The sequence below is a fragment of the Enterocloster sp. 210928-DFI.2.20 genome, from assembly GCF_020554465.1.
Taxonomy (GTDB): domain Bacteria; phylum Bacillota; class Clostridia; order Lachnospirales; family Lachnospiraceae; genus Enterocloster; species Enterocloster bolteae.
Map to the genome: position 1 here is coordinate 1 of NZ_JAJCHK010000010.1, position 15,703 is coordinate 15,703.

The window sequence follows — 15,703 nt, forward strand, 5'->3', positions numbered from 1 at the left end:
ATAGAATTGGGGCGGGATTTTAACAAATCCCACCCCAACTATTGACAAAGAGCCTTTCTTTTTATCTCTGTCATTAAATGATTTAAGCACCATCTGCGCCGGATAACAATAGGCATAAATACAGCTCTTCATAAGCTCCTGCTCCTGCTGGTTCTTACATACGCTGAGAATCATCTCTTTCTCATCCGCCTGCAGGTATGCTTCTGCGCTGTTGCCTCCGATTTCCCGTATCTCCTTATAAATCCGATATTTCTTGTAATAATCCAAACCGCCAAAATACTTTGCCTTAACCGGCTCAGGTACAATATTCAGTTTATACTTGTCAGACATCCTTGCCAGTATATTATGTATCTTCTCACAGTTTTCCCTGGTATTGTTCAAATCAGGCATGCAGTACAAATAGTCCATATGGAACCCCTTCTTCTGTAAACAAATTCTGATGATATTATGACAGATTTTTCCTTTGTATGCAAGGGGTTTTTTAAGCCGTGTCAAGGAGCATCGGCATAACCGGCTTTTGGTTCCGGTTTTTCCCGGAGCCTGGCGGTAATGGTGTGTTTTATTGTCCGGCCGCTTTGGGCTTGTCCAAAACGCCTGCAAACCAGGATTACCCTAACGATATTTTTCGTAACCGCACTGTTCTTTTACTTCTTTGCCTAAAAGCGTAATTGCCTTTTCAGGACAACGGCTGATACACCGGTAGCACATTGTACACCTTTTACCCGCAGCTGCTTTTCCGTTTTTCATAGAAATATTTTCCATTGGGCATAAGGAAACACAAAGCCCGCAGCCAATGCAGCTTTTACTGATTTTCAGCTTATCCGTGTAATCTGCTGTTTTTCCGTAAAACCAAAGACGCTGCCCCAAAAAACCGGCCAAATGGGAAATGAACGTTATGCCGTCTTTTGGATATATCCCTTGTTTTATAAGCAGCGCGGCAGATTCTATCTTTTTATCAGCCAGAATAATGATTTCTCTGTTTTGTTTCAGTGTCTTTTTCAGAAGCTTACTGTCGCATACTGAGTCCGGCATACGGATATGAAGTCCGCCCAGAATAACTGCACCATATTTTTTGAGTAATCTTGCGGTACAGCCAGCGCCGTCACCGCTGAACGCACCCATTGTTGAAACACATAACAGCTTTTTTCCCTTCCACAGACCGGCATTTCTGTGTATAAAATCCCTGACCATATAAGGTGCGTTTGAAAACTGCGTAGGATATCCCAGTATAATCGTATCATTATTTCGTATTGCCTCAACGGTCCCCCGGCTTTCTAAAGGCATGGATTCTGCGGAGGAATCCAGTAGTCCTGTTAATTTTTCAACACAATGCCTGGTGTTTCCCGTACCGCTCAGATATATTCCGATCAATTCTATCCACCTCGTAATGTTCGATTTCACATTCTGCTTTCTATCATTTGGCCATTCATTATATCAGGGATTATGCCATCCCGCTTTCACCGGTAAATTATACCATATTGGGGTCCCTCCGGCAACCGGCATATCAAAACAGAAAAAGTTGTGGAAAACAGGGCGGCATGTTATAATTTTATACACATTCTACCTCTGATGTACCATAAAATACCTGAGCAGGAAGGATTAAAGATATGCTTACCTTTACGGATGCCTCCGGGGAAATCCTTTATACATCACATTATAAAATAATTGACAATATGATTGAAGAAGCGATCCCCTTTAAATATCTGGTCACAAAGGAACAGCGCTGGGCCCCGGCAAAGCAGATAGTTTAAATCGTCGGTTTGATTTTTCTGGTACTCATTTTGCTGGCGGTTGTAATGGTTTTTGTTTTAATAAGTACCCTTGGCTAAACATGGTTCTTATTTAATCGGATGCCTGATAACCGTTTTCCATTTTTCTGGCGCAGTCTTTCTTGCATCTGTCATATATATCTCATGATGAAGCCGTTTACTGTTCATATCATTTACATAACCTTTTTCCTGTATGAATTTATCCATAACGGCCACAGATGCAGGCTCGTCATCAAATGCACCCAAATGCATCATCTGAACGCACAGCCCCTCCTCAATGGTTAAAAATTCTGCTGATGAACATTCTAACTTTTTCTTTTTTTCCGCTGTCTCTTTTGCCCAATCAAGATCCTTTTTCGTTACAAAGTCCGGCAACCGAATAGCGGAAATCCACTGAAAGGAAGACTTATCCGAATAGTCCACCCCTTCCACATTATCCTGCCACCAAAATCCTTCAAGGGGCGGAACAACATATTCAAAAAATCCTTCCATTTTATAATCTGTCTTATAACTCATTTTCAAAGTATAGGCCACTGCATATAAAATCCCCAGCGCCTGCTGATATGCACCGCCCTCTTCATTTGGATTTCCTTTACCCCGGACAGCTATATAATTTACCGGCGGTACAGTTATGATTTCAGGTTTATGTTTGGGCATATAAAACTCTTTATATTCTTTCTTAAAATCAAAAGCCATGGCTCAGTTTCCTTTCTTTAAAATAAATACTGGTTTTACAAACAGTTCCAATCTATGTCTCCTCCCATACAGGTGCCGTATCCTCATACAATTACTCTCAGTATAACAAAAAAGCCGTTTGAAGGAAAGCATTGTATTTAAGTTAAAAGCGGGGCCGCTCCCCCTCTCTTGTTGATTTTATTCAGCTCACCGTATACAATTAGAGAAGCGGTGTTTGAAAGGGAATACGATTACGATGTTAAGATACAACAGCTGATTGGCTGCTGGACCTTAAGGGAAAGGAACCGATAACAGATGAAAAGACTTTTTTTGCTGGAAGATGATTTGAGTTTAATCAGCGGGCTTTCCTTTGCTGTAAAAAAGCAGGGATATGAAATAGATGCTGCCCGTACCATACTGGAAGCTGACACATTATGGGCAAATGGATCCTATGATTTGGCTATTCTGGATGTAAGTCTCCCCGATGGTTCCGGTTTTGATTTTTGCAGGAAGATTCGCCGTATGTCAAAAGTACCTGTCATGTTTCTTACTGCTGCCGACGAAGAAACAGATATTATCATGGGGCTTGATATGGGGGGCGATGATTATATTACAAAGCCCTTTAAGCTGGCTGTATTTTTATCAAGAATTAACGCACTTCTTCGCAGGAGCGAAAATTTTAATACAGCTGCTGCAGAAATCAGCTCCAACGGCATTCATATTCAGCTTCTGAAAGGAACGGTATATAAAAACGGAAAACGGCTCGACCTGACAGCCAGTGAATATAAATTGTTATGCCTGTTCATGGAGCATCCTGACCAGATACTTTCCCCGGACCAGATACTAAGCAAATTATGGGATTGCAGCGAACAATATATAGATAACAGCTCCCTTACGGTGTACATCCGCAGGCTCCGAACAAAAATCGAGGACAACCCCGGAGCACCGGAAAGGATAATCACGGTCCGCGGCATGGGGTATAAATGGAATACAGCAGACTGAGGTGTTATGATGAAACTATTTGCCAACCGAAGAATCAAATTTCTTTTTGCCGGTATTTTGTGGTCCATCTTAGCTTTTACATTGATTTCAGCGCTGTTAGCAGGCTTTGAGGTCAGGAATGCGTCGTATTGCATCCTATTTAGCAGCCTGTGTATGGGGGCTATAATATTAATGCTCTGTTTCCGGTATTTCAGAGAGCAGCATACAATCATGGAAAACGCCATATCACAGATAAAGGAATCTATTTCCGGCAACAAAGATGTTACCATTGAGTGTAATGACGAGGGCGAACTATACAGACTGTTCCATGAAGTAAACTCTTTGGTCTCTATCTTGAATGCCCATGCCGTAAATGAAACAAACTCAAAGAAATTTTTGCAAAATACCATATCAGATATTTCACACCAACTAAAGACACCCCTTGCCGCCCTAAATATTTACAACGGCATTATACAGGACGAAGGAAAAAATTCTCCGGTTATTCAGGAATTCAGCCTGCTTTCCGAGCAGGAGCTGGACCGCATAGAAACACTGGTGCAGAATCTTTTGAAAATCACAAAGCTGGACGCAGGTACGATTATATTAGAGAAGTCTTTAGAACATGTGTCCGAACTCGCAGAAAACGTAAAACAACATTTCCTGTTTCGCGCCCAAAGGGAGGGAAAAGAAATCTGCTTATCCGGCAGTGGAGAAATTACACTTTTATGTGACCGTACCTGGATCATCGAAGCTGTCAGCAATCTTGTCAAAAATGCCCTCGACCACACTGAAAAAGGCAGTTTTGTCCGTATCGAATGGCAGGCGTTTGCTTCTGTTGTCCAGATTACCATAAAGGACAATGGATGCGGCATTCATCCCGAAGATTTGCACCATATTTTCAAACGGTTTTATCGGAGCCGGTTTTCCAAGGATACACAAGGAATCGGTCTTGGTCTGCCGTTAGCAAAAGCGATTGTGGAAGCCCATAACGGTACGATTGAAGCAGACAGCACATTAGGCATCGGCACCTCCATCACAATAAATTTTCTAATTCCTTCCAAATTCTAATTCCTACAAAATTGTAGGCTTACAGTCATATTGGCGTAGGATTGCTCTGTTATATTGGGATTATCAAAACAGAAAGAGGCGTTTATACCATGAATTTATTAGAAATCAACCATATCTGCAAAACCTACGGAAACGGTGACGCCGCTGTGCATGCACTCAGGAATGTCAGTTTTTCCGTTCCCAAAGGCGAGCATGTGGCTATCGTCGGAGAATCCGGATCCGGCAAAAGCACGCTTCTCAATCTGATAGGCGCTCTTGATACACCCACATCCGGCAAAGTAATGATTTGCGGCAACGATATCTTTTCCATGAGCGACCGCAAACGTACCATATTCCGACGAAGAAATATAGGTTTCATCTTTCAGGCCTTCAACCTTATACCGGAACTGACCGTTGAGCAGAATATTATCTTTCCGGTGCTGCTTGATTACCAGAAACCTGACAGGCAGTATTTAGAAGAACTGCTTACAATACTCAATCTGAAAGAACGCCGCAATCACTTGCCCAGCCAGTTATCCGGCGGGCAGCAGCAGCGCGCTGCAATCGGACGCGCCCTTATTACGCGTCCGGCGTTAATTCTGGCTGACGAGCCAACCGGAAATCTCGACACACAAAACAGCAGCGAAGTAATCGCGCTCCTGAAAGAAGCGTCAAAAAAATATGAACAGACCATTATTATGATTACTCATAGCCGCAGTATTGCGCAAACCGCGGACAGGGTATTGCAGGTATCAGACGGAGTCCTTACTGATTTTGGGAGGTGCCGCCAATGAAAAGCTATCTAAGCCTTATCCCTATCTCCGCAAAGGTCAGAAAACGGCAAAACAGCATGACACTTTTATGCATTGTATTTGCTGTCTTTTTGGTAACAGCTGTTTTCAGCATGGCTGATATGGGTGTCAAAATGGAGCAGTCCCGATTGCTGGAGAAGCATGGAAACCTGACCCTTCAGGACCTGCTAACTAATACAATGGCCCAAACCCTTTTTCTGACAGCAGGTGTATTGTTCGTGCTGATATTGACAGCGGCCGTATTGATGATTTCCAGCAGCATGAACAGCAATATAACCCAGAGAACAAAGTTTTTCGGAATGATGCGCTGTCTTGGTATGAGCCGTCAGCAAATAATCCGTTTTGTGAGACTGGAAGCCCTGAACTGGTGCAAAACCGCTATTCCCGCAGGCGTTGCGCTTGGAATAGCAGTCACATGGTGCCTGTGCGCTGCCCTGCGTTTTATTGTCGGTGAAGAATTCTCCGGCATCCCTCTTTTCGGCATCAGCATGCCCGGTATTGTCAGCGGAATCGTTGTGGGTATCGTTACAGTATTACTCGCCGCAGGAGCTCCCGCAAAACGGGCTGCAAAAGTATCTCCTGTCACAGCCGTTTCAGGCAATTCACAAAATGATGGTAATGCACACCACACAGTAAATACACGCCTGTTTAAAGTTGAGACAGCGCTTGGCATTCATCACGCCCTGTCTGCAGCAAAAAACCTGATACTTATGACAGGTTCATTTGCCCTCAGTATTATTTTATTCTTAAGTTTTTCTGTTCTGATCGATTTTGTCGGCTATATTATGCCGCAGTCAGCCGGCACATCTGATATAAACATTACAAGTATTGACGGTTCAAATACAGTCAGCAGTGATTTGCCTGATACAATCATTGGAATGCATGGGGTAAAACGCGTTTACGGGCGCCGAAGCAGTTTTGATGTTTCCGCAGGATTACATTCAGGTGGGGCTAAGATTGATATTGTCTCTTACGATGACTTTGATTTGGACTGCCTTGTAAAAGATGGTATGCTGAAAAAGGGCAGCAATATTTCAAAGGTATACGGAAACAGCAAATATGTGCTTGCGGTCTGGGATAAAGACAGCACATTGGAAATCGGAGATAAAATAGATGTTGGTAATGAAGAGCTTGAAATCGCAGGCTTATTAAAATATAACCCTTTCAGCAGCAACGGTCTTACAAATGGAGAAATAACCCTTGTTACCTCCGGCGCTGTATTTACCCGTCTGACCGGCATCACTGACTACTCTCTCATCATGATACAGACAGCAAAGGATGTGACAGATGAAGATGTGACAGCAATCCGCAGCATATTAGACCAAAACTGCGTATTAAAGGACCTGCGTGGCCAGCACAATTCCGGCACTTATTTTGCATTTGTATTCTGCATATACGCGTTTTTAGCAATCATTACGCTGGTTACGGTGTTGAATATCGTAAACAGTATTTCCATGAGCGTATCCTCCAGAATAAAATCATACGGAGCAATGCGGGCGGTTGGGATGGACCAATATCAGATTACGAAAATGATTGCGGCCGAAGCCTTTACCTATGCTTTAACCGGCGGCCTTGTGGGTTGTGCAGCCGGTTTGCTGATTTACAAGCTTTTATATGACATTCTCATAATCTCTCACTTCAGCTACGCTGCCCTAAGTCTGCCTGCCGCCCCTTTACTGATAATCCTTTTCTTTGTTTGTATGGCAGCGATTGCAGCCGTTTATGCCCCTGCAAAGCGAATGAGAGACATGGAAATAACAGAAATCATAAACGAATTGTAGCTGCGTTATTGTTGCAGCTGCGTTATTGGCATTATGCGCCGGGACTTACCACCGGGACGGGAAGCCGGTCCGGGGGAGGGCGGGGTTAAGTCCGGGCTTGGCCGGTGCAAAGGCTGCGAAACAGGGAAATCATTTTCCGTAAGTTTCGCAGATTCCTGCCCTGGCCTCCTGTACCAAACCATATCATATGGTTTTATCTTTCGCCTTTGCCGTTCCCGGTTTTGTGTTCTGCAAATTTGTCAATCAATTCAACCTTAGACGTTCTCCCCATCCACTCATAATATTGACGCCACAGCGCCAATCCCTGTAAAGGGACACGCTCTTTGCCTATGGTGATATACTCAGTAATTTGGTCAGGTTTAAGGGAGCAATCGTGTTCCATGCAGTTATCTACTATAACAAATCCAGCTATCACATCTATTTCCACTTCATCCACGGTAAACTCTATAAAGGTCCTGGTCTTAAATTGAGGATCAGGGCTGGCAGCACCCATAGTTCCCATGTTCAAAAGAATGTTTTTGCATCGTTCAACATCTTTTTCATCAACCATGATGTCGATGTCATGAAACACCTCTGCCACTCCTTTAAAATACAAAAGCAGTGATGCACCGATAGCCCATAAAAGATTATCTTTGTTAAACTCTGCTGCTATTTTTTGTAATACATCCATCTTTTTCTGAAGATCATTCACGTTTAACCTCCCCTTGCAGATTATTCTGAATCTGCGCTCTGCAATCTGCCCTCTGCAATCTATTCCCTCAATCCTCTCTCTCAGTCTTTCCTTTCCATCCTTCAATATTGCTCATGGTTTCGTAACAATATTTTGTTGTGTGGGGATATTCATTCTCGGATTTACCATGTACTCTTGCCCACGCAAAAGCAGGAACAGACAGAATAGATTCAAATGACAGGCTGCCTTTCAGTTTTCTTCTGCCGCTGACAATGTCGTTGTAATACCGTTTGGAATTAATTAATGCAGCACATCGAATATATAAAAACTCATCCGCAGAAAAACTTCTGTCCTTATAAATGTCCCCTGCAATTTTCTGAGTGTCTAACGAATATAAAAGCTCTGCCATGGTATCATGGAACGCAAAAATAAGGTCATCTCCCCAGGCAGCAAGCAATGTGACAAGAGGTTCAATGACAGCAATATCGTCCCCTTGCTTTTCCCAATCCAGACAGGCATCTGTCAAATGAAAAAAATCAATTGCCGACATTTTCTTCTCATATAAAATAGCCTGAATAAAAATGGGCGGTTTCCCCGGCCCAGAAGTATAATATTTTCTCTCTTTTTTAACTTCATTGTCTTTATCCATATTTTGTCTCCTTAAAATGCGGCTCTCCGTCCCCCATCACAAGTAACCCGGCTTATTCATATGGATACTCTGGCTCGATTTCATAATGTACATCAAAGGGTTCAAGCCTGCCGTGCATTCTCCACATATCATAGGCGCTCCCGGCCGCAATCAGATTCCGCTTCTGCGTCAATTATACATTCCACCGCCATTTGAAATGTCGGCATATTGCCCCTTTCCATTCCTTCATAAAATAAATTATATCATATGGCGGGTGTATGCAGCAACAGGCAGATAGGGACGTTGCGGAATCCCAGCGGCCATGCTATACTTTTGTTGAAGTCAGACAAACTGTTTATGATAGGGTATACCCATGGCTGAATCACATTTGAAAAGAGGAAACATATGCCCGTATTAATGAAAGACAAATATTATAATTACGATTCGCTTCACGATTTGGCTTCGCGTGTTAAAGCTGTCTTTCCCTCATTCCAGGAAAATGATTTTGTGGACCATATTATGAACGAAACATGGGATGCATTGGAACTGAAGGCCCGTATGCGGCAAATCACTATCAATTTAGGAAAATATCTGCCGGCAGACTATAAACAGGCACTGGGTATTATAGACCAGGTCATTGCCGGGTATCCTTCAGGGTATAACGATAATGCACTCATATACTTTCCGGATTTTGTTGAAGTCTATGGACAGGATGAATGCCATTGGGACTTGTCAATGGCCGCCATAGAACGATATACCCCGCTTTCAACTGCGGAGTTTGCCGTAAGACCGTTTATTATAAAGCAAGAAGCGCGCATGATGCAGCAGATGGCTGTCTGGGCCAGGCATGATAACGAGCATGTGCGGCGGCTTGCCAGCGAGGGCTGCCGTCCCGCCCTCCCCTGGGGCCAGGCATTGACCAGCTTCAAAAAGGACCCGTCGCCGGTACTTCCTATTTTGGAGCAGCTGAACACGGACCCATCACTGTATGTCCGCAAAAGCGTGGCCAATCATTTAAATGATATTTCAAAAACCCATCCTGGCCTGGTTACAAAAATCGCAAGAGATTGGTATGGCAGGCATGAGTATACGGATTGGATTGTAAAACATGGATGCCGGACACTGCTTAAAAAAGGAAATCAGGAGGTGCTGGATATTTTCGGGTACCACAATGCCGGTTCCGTGGATATCGCTGATTTTACGTTAGGCTCTGCGTCTATTTCCCTCGGAGAAAATATGACGTTTTCGTTTACAGTTTCGGCAAAAGAAACAACAAAGGTACGGCTGGAGTATGCCATGGGCTATGTAAAAGCAGATGGAAGGCTGAGCCGGAAAATATTCCAGATATCGGAGATTTTGTTAAAGGCAAACCAGAAAAAGACATATATAAAAAAACATTCCTTCTCAGATTTAAGGACAAGGAAACATTATCCGGGAACACATTCCGTCACGCTTATTGTCAATGGCGCTGAGCAGGATACCTTGGATTTTGAATTGACAATATAGGTATTGGCTTTATTTATTACCGCAGCATAATACTTGATAAACTCAAATTTTCGGAGGTAAATATGATACTTGATACAGAGAGATTATATCTGCGCGAGATGAATCAGTCCGATTTTGACTCTTTATGCAGCATCTTACAGGACGAGGATACCATGTATGCATATGAAGGTGCATTCAGCGATGATGAAGTCCAGGAATGGCTGGATAAACAAATTTTCCGTTATCAAAAATGGAACTTTGGTTTATGGGCAGTCATTCTAAAAGAAACCAATGAAATGATAGGTCAGTGCGGACTTACAATGCAGCCGTGGAAAGATACGGAAGTGCTTGAAATAGGTTATCTTCTTGCGCGGCCGTACTGGCATAAAGGGTATGCCATCGAAGCAGCAAAGGCGTGTAAAACGTATGCTTTTGAAATATTAAAGGCAGATGAAGTCTGCTCTATCATCCGGGATACAAATATAGCTTCCCAAAACGTAGCCATAAGAAACGGTATGACAATGACCGGCACATGGACAAAACATTACAGAGGTGTGGATATGCCTCATTACCGTTATGTGGTATCACGATGATATAAGCCAAAATTGTGGAAGGCAGGAATAAACAATGAGCAAATACAACGCCCTGTGGGAGTATGTACAGAAGAACGGAAGCCAGTCATTCAGGCTTACCTTTGAAGAAATACAGGATTTTGCCGGCATATCCATAGACCATTCTTTCCTGAATTATAAAAAGGAACTGACGGAATACGGCTATCAGGTCGGCAAGATTTCCCTGAAAGAACAGACCTGGCAGGGATACTTAAAACTGAATTTTCCGGGATAAATTATACCATATGGCAAGTGCATGCGGCAACAGGCAGCCGGACGGGGAAACCGTTGAACCGTTGAAACCGTGGGACTGTTGAAACCGTTGTGGAAATCAGGGGACCATGCTATACTTTTATAAGCGGATAGCGTTTATAAAAAATCGTAATTCGGAGGATATACTTAATGAAAAATGTGCTTATTATTTCAGGTAGTCCCAGAAAAAAAGGGAATTCTCAAAGATTATGTGAAGAATTTAAAAAAGGAGCTGAGGATAAAGGAAACTCTGTGGAACTGATTCGGTTAGCAGAAAAGAAAATAGGATTTTGTAAAGCATGCGATGTTTGTATGAAAAATAATGGCACTTGTGTTCAGCAAGACGATATGGCTGAAGTTCTGGAATCTTTTAAAAAAGCAGATGTTCTGGTATTAGCAACACCTGTATATTTCTACGGTATTTGCGCTCAAATGAAAACATTTATTGACAGGACATATCCTATATGGCAGCATTTAGGAGAAAAAGAAGTTTATTATATTATTTCCGCCGGTCTGGGCGAAGACATAGTAAAACGTTCATTAGGTGATTTGGACGGTTTTGTCGAGCATCTAGAAAAACATGAGATAAAAGGACGTATTTATGCAACGAATGTTATGGATGCAGGAAAAGTCTGTGGAACGCCTTACATAAATATAGCTTATCAAATGGGCTGCCATATATAAACAGAGGGCTTCCTGTTCACAGAGACAGATTTAAGCCGCATGCCGGAGGCTGGATCTGACTCCCGTGATGAATGTCATTACTTGATTGGCATATGGGACTATAGCGAACTTGGAAATCATAAAATGGACTTGGAGTGAATGATATGGGGATTTTCAAGAAAACTTTTAGGATGATTTTTAAGAAAAATAATGGTAGTGAGAAGAAACATAATAATACGCTTGAAGAGGATATTCATTTGGCGTCAGATTGGGTGGTTAAAGCGCTAAATTCATCTGGCTACAAGGCAGACTATTCTTTAGAAAGCATGAAAGAAATCGACAGATTTTTTGATGAGCAGAGTTCCGAAACAGGGCTGCTTTCAAAAAACCGTGGTGAAATCTTATTTGGTCTAGCTTCATATATTGGAGAATCTGCTATCAAATTATATGGTGGAGAATGGAATACTGATGATAGCGACCCACAGGGAGAGATACATATTTCTGTCAAGTTAGCGGACGGTACTGTCATTTGGCCTGTTATCAGATGTATGAAACGATATGAACATGGGTCTGAAGAAAGTATTTATGCCTATCTTTTTGTTCTAAATAGTTAATTTGCCAGACGTCTCCCATCAAAAGTTAAGCTTTCCGATTCCTTCAGTAACCTAGAGAACGCGGCCATCTCCAGCACAAAACAAAGCTTTTATCGGAGGACAGATTAATGAAACGAATGGGTAAAATTATTATCGCCGGACTTTGTTTGGGACTGCCGTTACTCTTTGTAAAAATAGTATTTCAAATCCCAGATGACTTATTTTGGAAGTATTATCTGATTTGCGGAGGAATCGCAGTTGTTGGCACAGCAGCATTCAACCTCCTCTACAACCGGCGTTATCTGAAAAAGATGCAGGCAGCCGTACATCTGTTGGAATCCAACCGCGCAGAGGAATACATCACAGAAGTGGAGTCAATGCGCCGTCTCGCCAAAGGTCGCTTTGCAAACTGCATGCTTACAATCAATTTGTCAGCAGGATACTGCAAACTCAAACAATATGACAAGGCTGCCGAACTATTGGAAAGCATATCAGATGTGAAACTGTCCGGTGATTTAGAATTGGTTCATCGTCTCAATCTCTGCCTTTGTTACTTCTATCAAAAACAAACAGGCCGTGCAATGGCATTATACGAAAGCAGCCAAAGGATATTAAATCCATATCGGAACAGCAAGTTATATGGGGGAAATATCGCTGTACTCGATATTTATGCAGCAATCGGCCATAAAGATTATGCCCGTGCCGCAAAATTGCTGCAAACAGCCAGGAGCACATGGGATAATCCTCGTTTCTTAGATGACTATCGCTATTTGGAAGAAAACATTCATCAGACCCAATGACCTTGAATACAGTAACAGGTGACGGTATGGTGAAGGAAATACATATCAAGGCAGGTCCAGAGAATCATTGGATGAATTATATAAAGCCCAGCAGATTGATGGTATTGTTTTAGAACGGGACTGGGAATGTAGTGTCGTTAGCTGCGCCAAGGTATCGCGCAAATAACCTTGGCCCCAGGAAACCGTTTCATCCGGGATATGCTATTTAATGAAAGGAATCACACAATATGGGAACGTTCAGAAAAATCATAGTGGACAATTCAGAATATATGTGGCTTTTCCGATATGACGATTATGATTATCAAAGGATTCCATACCTATTGATAACTACAAAAGCGTTCCCCAAAGCTACCCTGCATATCAATTTCCCAATCAAGGATCACTTCCTGCTCAACAGCGGCCTCCCCGCGGTTTTTCAGGGACAGCGAGTGAGCATAAATTTAAACCAGCCATTGTTCGTTTCCCAGATAATACAACAGTGCAGTAAACAGATAGATTTATCCAACCTGACCGGTTATCATTATCTGAATGGATTAGATATCTTAAAAACAATCGGTTATGAATTGTTTTGGTAACTTTCAGTTTATATAGGCGTTAAGCAGGATTTTATTTGGTAACTTGTGTGACAGGCTAAAAGCGAAATGTGAGCTTCCTGAGTTGAATGGGATGATCAATCGGATGAAAAATCGGGGTTGATAAAGATAATGAGGTAAAAGTAAATGAAAGAACTTGTCGGGGACAAATTCTATACAACTTTGTCTGAAAAATATAACGAACTTCTGCTTGACTATGTTTTGCTCAGTTGGGATGAGGACTATCACGGGGCAGAATCTCACAAAAAAGCTGTAATTGAAGCAATATTGTCAATACTTAACACAAGGCATCGTGTAGGCAACAACATAAAACATCCTCTGTTTTATGTGCATGAATCAGACATGCAGTGTATTGAATGTGACGCAGGTGCGTTCTTTTATGAGGATAACAGAGGACGGTTTAATAAAGGAGTCTCTGAAACGCCAGAGAAGATGAAAATGAACTATTGGCTTGCTTTTTCAGGGCCGCCTTATGGTATCCCCTACAGCAAAGAGGACTTTCGTAAAATCAATGATTTACTATTTCCTATACCGTTTAGAAAGGATTTGGAGATATTTAGCTGGAATGATGATTTCTCAAATTATTTTGATGATGGTAAAGAATGGTGGGGAACTGCTCTTTGGAGTATATACGATAAATGGATGAACCGTTTCGTCATTATAGGAGCTTCATTGACAGACTAATAGCTTTAAGCCGGTGGTAATAATGTGCAGAATCAGCTAAAAGACAGGGTTTTCCATATCGTATGTTAGGGCAGCGTGAGGGTTTGTCCGTATGGTTGACGATCTGCCTGTGAACTAAATTCAACTATGTGAAAGAAGGTCTTTCGTGGATACACATGATAGCCTGGGGCAAAGGGGCCTGGGAGATTTCATGCATGCAAAAAGGACCCAACGTATGGTTTTCACATACCTCAGTCTATTATTTTTACTTTTTGAGCCCCAAAACAGCACATATATAACAGAAATCAGCCTCCCGGCCCTCTGTCTCCTGCTTTTAATTGCCGGATTAAGAAAAACACACTGGAAGGACCGCTTGCAAAGAAAAACGGCAGGAACGCCGCCCTTTTTCATGTTCTTGCATGTTGAACCGACAAGAAATAATCCCATGTACAATAGGTATCGTCATGTTCTACCTGGATTGAATAGCCTGCACACGCCAGGTATTGGTTGCAAAGCCCCATTTTTTCTTCCAGGTTATCCCGTTCATCTATATCTACATATAGATCCCGAAGATAGTCTACAATAAGGTGGAATTCAGCTTTCGGCAGTTTTTTCTGCAGGAACGCTACGACTTTTTCAGTAACATCTTCCTCATATCCGCCTATCTCTAAAAAATCACCCTGTATGACTGAATAATACAGCCAGAAAGGGACCTCCTCTAAGGAATCTTCCTCTTCCAGAAAATCCTCAAACTCCCACTGCTCTTTAATTCCAAGCATCAGGTCAACCGTTGGTTTCTGGGTCCGGTAGAGTTCCATATAATCCTTTGCTGTAAAAATAGTCTGAATGCGCTGTTTTTCAACCATATCCTTCGTTTATCCTCCATTATCCATGGCAAATAGCCTGGGGTTTGTATGCCCTTGTATATCCGGAAACCCAGGTCAAACGCCAAAATGTATCATATATTTCTCCCTACAGATTGCCTCGCATATTTTAACAGCCAGGGCTGCCAGCTGCTCATCCCTGTTCATCCTTCTATCCGCTATCACTATCTCCTGGAATGCGGGGAGGGATTCCGGCAGTATCAGGGTAATGCCCCACCTTGTGAGCCCAAAATACGCCCTTGCCATGCCAGCACCTCCCCTATATACTCTGTTTATGTGTCCTGTTCCTCTTTTATCCATATGGATACTCTGGCTCGATTTCATGATGCACATTAAACGGCTCAAGCCTGCCGAGCATTTTCCATATATCATAGGCACTCCCGGCCGCAATCAGGTTCCGCTTCTGCATCAATGCCCGTTTTGCCTGGAGATAATTCACATTCATGACCTTTGCATATGCCTTGATTTCCTCCAGGCTGCAATCATCACCTCTTAAAACCATATATAAATGGTATACTGTAGTATCTGAGTGAATCGGACTGAAGGAAGTCACAGCCTCCCCCAGATTTTCAAAACAGGAAAGGAAAACAGCTTCTGGTAATACAATTGTTTCCCCCAGGTTGTCCGTCACTTTCATAACGTCAATTATATAATCAAATGCGTAATCCAATCCAACCGTGAAATTTCCATATGGAGGCAGCCGGCGGCAAGCACACATCGGGCAACGGACACATTCAAATAAAGACTTACCATCATATCCCATCTGTCTGACGCGCCCCCCTTATCAATCCTTATC

Annotated in this window: 20 protein-coding genes; 12 read left to right on the forward strand and 8 right to left on the reverse strand. The window is 42.5% G+C overall.

Annotated elements, in window-relative coordinates:
- The coding region (locus LI015_RS10920; protein ID WP_227124973.1) for a hypothetical protein at positions 1-408 on the reverse strand (408 nt) is incomplete at its 3' end.
- A gap of 204 nt (positions 409-612) precedes the next feature.
- Entirely contained in the window at positions 613-1,371 is a 759-nt protein-coding gene (locus LI015_RS10925) for an EFR1 family ferrodoxin (RefSeq protein ID WP_054354315.1), read from the reverse strand.
- Positions 1,372-1,607: 236 nt separating this feature from the next.
- Between LI015_RS10925 and LI015_RS10930 the strand changes: the two genes are divergently transcribed.
- On the forward strand, positions 1,608-1,751 hold the full coding sequence (locus LI015_RS10930; RefSeq protein ID WP_166436692.1) for a hypothetical protein: 144 nt from the start codon (positions 1,608-1,610) through the stop codon (positions 1,749-1,751).
- 87 nt (positions 1,752-1,838) lie between these two features.
- On the opposite strand, the gene LI015_RS10935 is transcribed toward LI015_RS10930, so the two are convergent.
- Positions 1,839-2,465 (reverse strand): GyrI-like domain-containing protein, encoded by a 627-nt coding sequence (locus LI015_RS10935; RefSeq protein ID WP_002564443.1) that lies wholly within the window; start codon positions 2,463-2,465, stop codon positions 1,839-1,841.
- A gap of 294 nt (positions 2,466-2,759) precedes the next feature.
- Here LI015_RS10935 and LI015_RS10940 point away from each other — a divergent pair, with 294 nt between their 5' ends.
- The 4 genes from LI015_RS10940 (at position 2,760) to LI015_RS10955 (ending at position 7,065) form a co-directional block, all read left to right on the forward strand.
- Positions 2,760-3,446 (forward strand): response regulator transcription factor, encoded by a 687-nt coding sequence (locus LI015_RS10940; protein WP_002591923.1) that lies wholly within the window; start codon positions 2,760-2,762, stop codon positions 3,444-3,446.
- A gap of 9 nt (positions 3,447-3,455) precedes the next feature.
- Positions 3,456-4,493 (forward strand): sensor histidine kinase, encoded by a 1,038-nt coding sequence (locus LI015_RS10945; protein WP_118024282.1) that lies wholly within the window; start codon positions 3,456-3,458, stop codon positions 4,491-4,493.
- An 89-nt stretch (positions 4,494-4,582) separates the two neighbouring features.
- Positions 4,583-5,266 (forward strand): ABC transporter ATP-binding protein, encoded by a 684-nt coding sequence (locus LI015_RS10950; RefSeq protein WP_227124975.1) that lies wholly within the window; start codon positions 4,583-4,585, stop codon positions 5,264-5,266.
- Positions 5,263-7,065, forward strand: coding sequence for an ABC transporter permease (locus LI015_RS10955; RefSeq protein ID WP_227124977.1), 1,803 nt, complete (start codon positions 5,263-5,265; stop codon positions 7,063-7,065). Before LI015_RS10950 ends, LI015_RS10955 begins: the two co-directional genes overlap by 4 nt.
- 193 nt (positions 7,066-7,258) lie before the next feature.
- On the opposite strand, the gene LI015_RS10960 is transcribed toward LI015_RS10955, so the two are convergent.
- Both LI015_RS10960 and LI015_RS10965 read right to left on the reverse strand, forming a co-directional pair.
- A complete protein-coding gene (locus LI015_RS10960; protein ID WP_118024267.1) occupies positions 7,259-7,756 on the reverse strand; it encodes a hypothetical protein in 498 nt (165 codons plus the stop codon).
- A 67-nt stretch (positions 7,757-7,823) separates the two neighbouring features.
- Entirely contained in the window at positions 7,824-8,384 is a 561-nt protein-coding gene (locus LI015_RS10965; RefSeq protein ID WP_227124980.1) for a DUF4240 domain-containing protein, read from the reverse strand.
- A 384-nt stretch (positions 8,385-8,768) separates the two neighbouring features.
- On the opposite strand from LI015_RS10965, the gene LI015_RS10970 reads away from it, so the two are divergent.
- The 7 genes from LI015_RS10970 (at position 8,769) to LI015_RS11000 (ending at position 14,044) form a co-directional block, all read left to right on the forward strand.
- Positions 8,769-9,869: a DNA alkylation repair protein gene (locus LI015_RS10970; protein ID WP_227124982.1), complete on the forward strand. Its 1,101-nt coding sequence runs from the start codon at positions 8,769-8,771 to the stop codon at positions 9,867-9,869.
- Between the two features lie 62 nt (positions 9,870-9,931).
- Entirely contained in the window at positions 9,932-10,441 is a 510-nt protein-coding gene (locus LI015_RS10975; protein WP_227124984.1) for a GNAT family N-acetyltransferase, read from the forward strand.
- Positions 10,442-10,475: 34 nt separating this feature from the next.
- Entirely contained in the window at positions 10,476-10,694 is a 219-nt protein-coding gene (locus tag LI015_RS10980) for a hypothetical protein (RefSeq protein WP_002564452.1), read from the forward strand.
- A 167-nt stretch (positions 10,695-10,861) separates the two neighbouring features.
- Positions 10,862-11,395 carry a flavodoxin family protein gene (locus tag LI015_RS10985; RefSeq protein WP_002564453.1) on the forward strand — a complete coding sequence of 178 codons (534 nt, stop codon included), beginning with the start codon at positions 10,862-10,864 and terminating at the stop codon, positions 11,393-11,395.
- A 143-nt stretch (positions 11,396-11,538) separates the two neighbouring features.
- Entirely contained in the window at positions 11,539-11,988 is a 450-nt protein-coding gene (locus LI015_RS10990) for a hypothetical protein (RefSeq protein WP_002564454.1), read from the forward strand.
- A 107-nt stretch (positions 11,989-12,095) separates the two neighbouring features.
- Positions 12,096-12,767 (forward strand): hypothetical protein, encoded by a 672-nt coding sequence (locus LI015_RS10995; RefSeq protein WP_227124986.1) that lies wholly within the window; start codon positions 12,096-12,098, stop codon positions 12,765-12,767.
- Positions 12,768-13,486: 719 nt separating this feature from the next.
- Entirely contained in the window at positions 13,487-14,044 is a 558-nt protein-coding gene (locus tag LI015_RS11000) for a hypothetical protein (protein ID WP_117627016.1), read from the forward strand.
- A 386-nt stretch (positions 14,045-14,430) separates the two neighbouring features.
- Here LI015_RS11000 and LI015_RS11005 read toward each other — a convergent pair whose 3' ends face one another.
- The 3 genes from LI015_RS11005 to LI015_RS11015 all read right to left on the reverse strand — a co-directional run bounded on the left by LI015_RS11005 (position 14,431) and on the right by LI015_RS11015 (position 15,577).
- Complete coding sequence (locus tag LI015_RS11005) at positions 14,431-14,889, reverse strand: hypothetical protein (protein WP_119204762.1); 459 nt, start codon at positions 14,887-14,889, stop codon at positions 14,431-14,433.
- Between the two features lie 75 nt (positions 14,890-14,964).
- Entirely contained in the window at positions 14,965-15,153 is a 189-nt protein-coding gene (locus LI015_RS11010) for a hypothetical protein (RefSeq protein WP_054354330.1), read from the reverse strand.
- A 46-nt stretch (positions 15,154-15,199) separates the two neighbouring features.
- Entirely contained in the window at positions 15,200-15,577 is a 378-nt protein-coding gene (locus LI015_RS11015; RefSeq protein ID WP_227124988.1) for a hypothetical protein, read from the reverse strand.
- Between the last annotated feature and the right edge of the window lie 126 nt (positions 15,578-15,703).

Coding starts and splice junctions, on each gene's coding strand:
- LI015_RS10950 (WP_227124975.1), top strand. CDS start 4,583: ATGAATTTATTAGAAATCAACCATATCTGCAAAACCTACGGAAACGGT.
- LI015_RS10955 (WP_227124977.1), top strand. CDS start 5,263: ATGAAAAGCTATCTAAGCCTTATCCCTATCTCCGCAAAGGTCAGAAAA.
- LI015_RS10990 (WP_002564454.1), top strand. CDS start 11,539: ATGGGGATTTTCAAGAAAACTTTTAGGATGATTTTTAAGAAAAATAAT.
- LI015_RS10970 (WP_227124982.1), top strand. CDS start 8,769: ATGCCCGTATTAATGAAAGACAAATATTATAATTACGATTCGCTTCAC.
- LI015_RS10930 (WP_166436692.1), top strand. CDS start 1,608: ATGCTTACCTTTACGGATGCCTCCGGGGAAATCCTTTATACATCACAT.
- LI015_RS10995 (WP_227124986.1), top strand. CDS start 12,096: ATGAAACGAATGGGTAAAATTATTATCGCCGGACTTTGTTTGGGACTG.
- LI015_RS10985 (WP_002564453.1), top strand. CDS start 10,862: ATGAAAAATGTGCTTATTATTTCAGGTAGTCCCAGAAAAAAAGGGAAT.
- LI015_RS10980 (WP_002564452.1), top strand. CDS start 10,476: ATGAGCAAATACAACGCCCTGTGGGAGTATGTACAGAAGAACGGAAGC.
- LI015_RS11000 (WP_117627016.1), top strand. CDS start 13,487: ATGAAAGAACTTGTCGGGGACAAATTCTATACAACTTTGTCTGAAAAA.
- LI015_RS10935 (WP_002564443.1), bottom strand. CDS start 2,465: ATGGCTTTTGATTTTAAGAAAGAATATAAAGAGTTTTATATGCCCAAA.
- LI015_RS11010 (WP_054354330.1), bottom strand. CDS start 15,153: ATGGCAAGGGCGTATTTTGGGCTCACAAGGTGGGGCATTACCCTGATA.
- LI015_RS10965 (WP_227124980.1), bottom strand. CDS start 8,384: ATGGATAAAGACAATGAAGTTAAAAAAGAGAGAAAATATTATACTTCT.
- LI015_RS10940 (WP_002591923.1), top strand. CDS start 2,760: ATGAAAAGACTTTTTTTGCTGGAAGATGATTTGAGTTTAATCAGCGGG.
- LI015_RS10945 (WP_118024282.1), top strand. CDS start 3,456: ATGAAACTATTTGCCAACCGAAGAATCAAATTTCTTTTTGCCGGTATT.
- LI015_RS11005 (WP_119204762.1), bottom strand. CDS start 14,889: ATGGTTGAAAAACAGCGCATTCAGACTATTTTTACAGCAAAGGATTAT.
- LI015_RS10975 (WP_227124984.1), top strand. CDS start 9,932: ATGATACTTGATACAGAGAGATTATATCTGCGCGAGATGAATCAGTCC.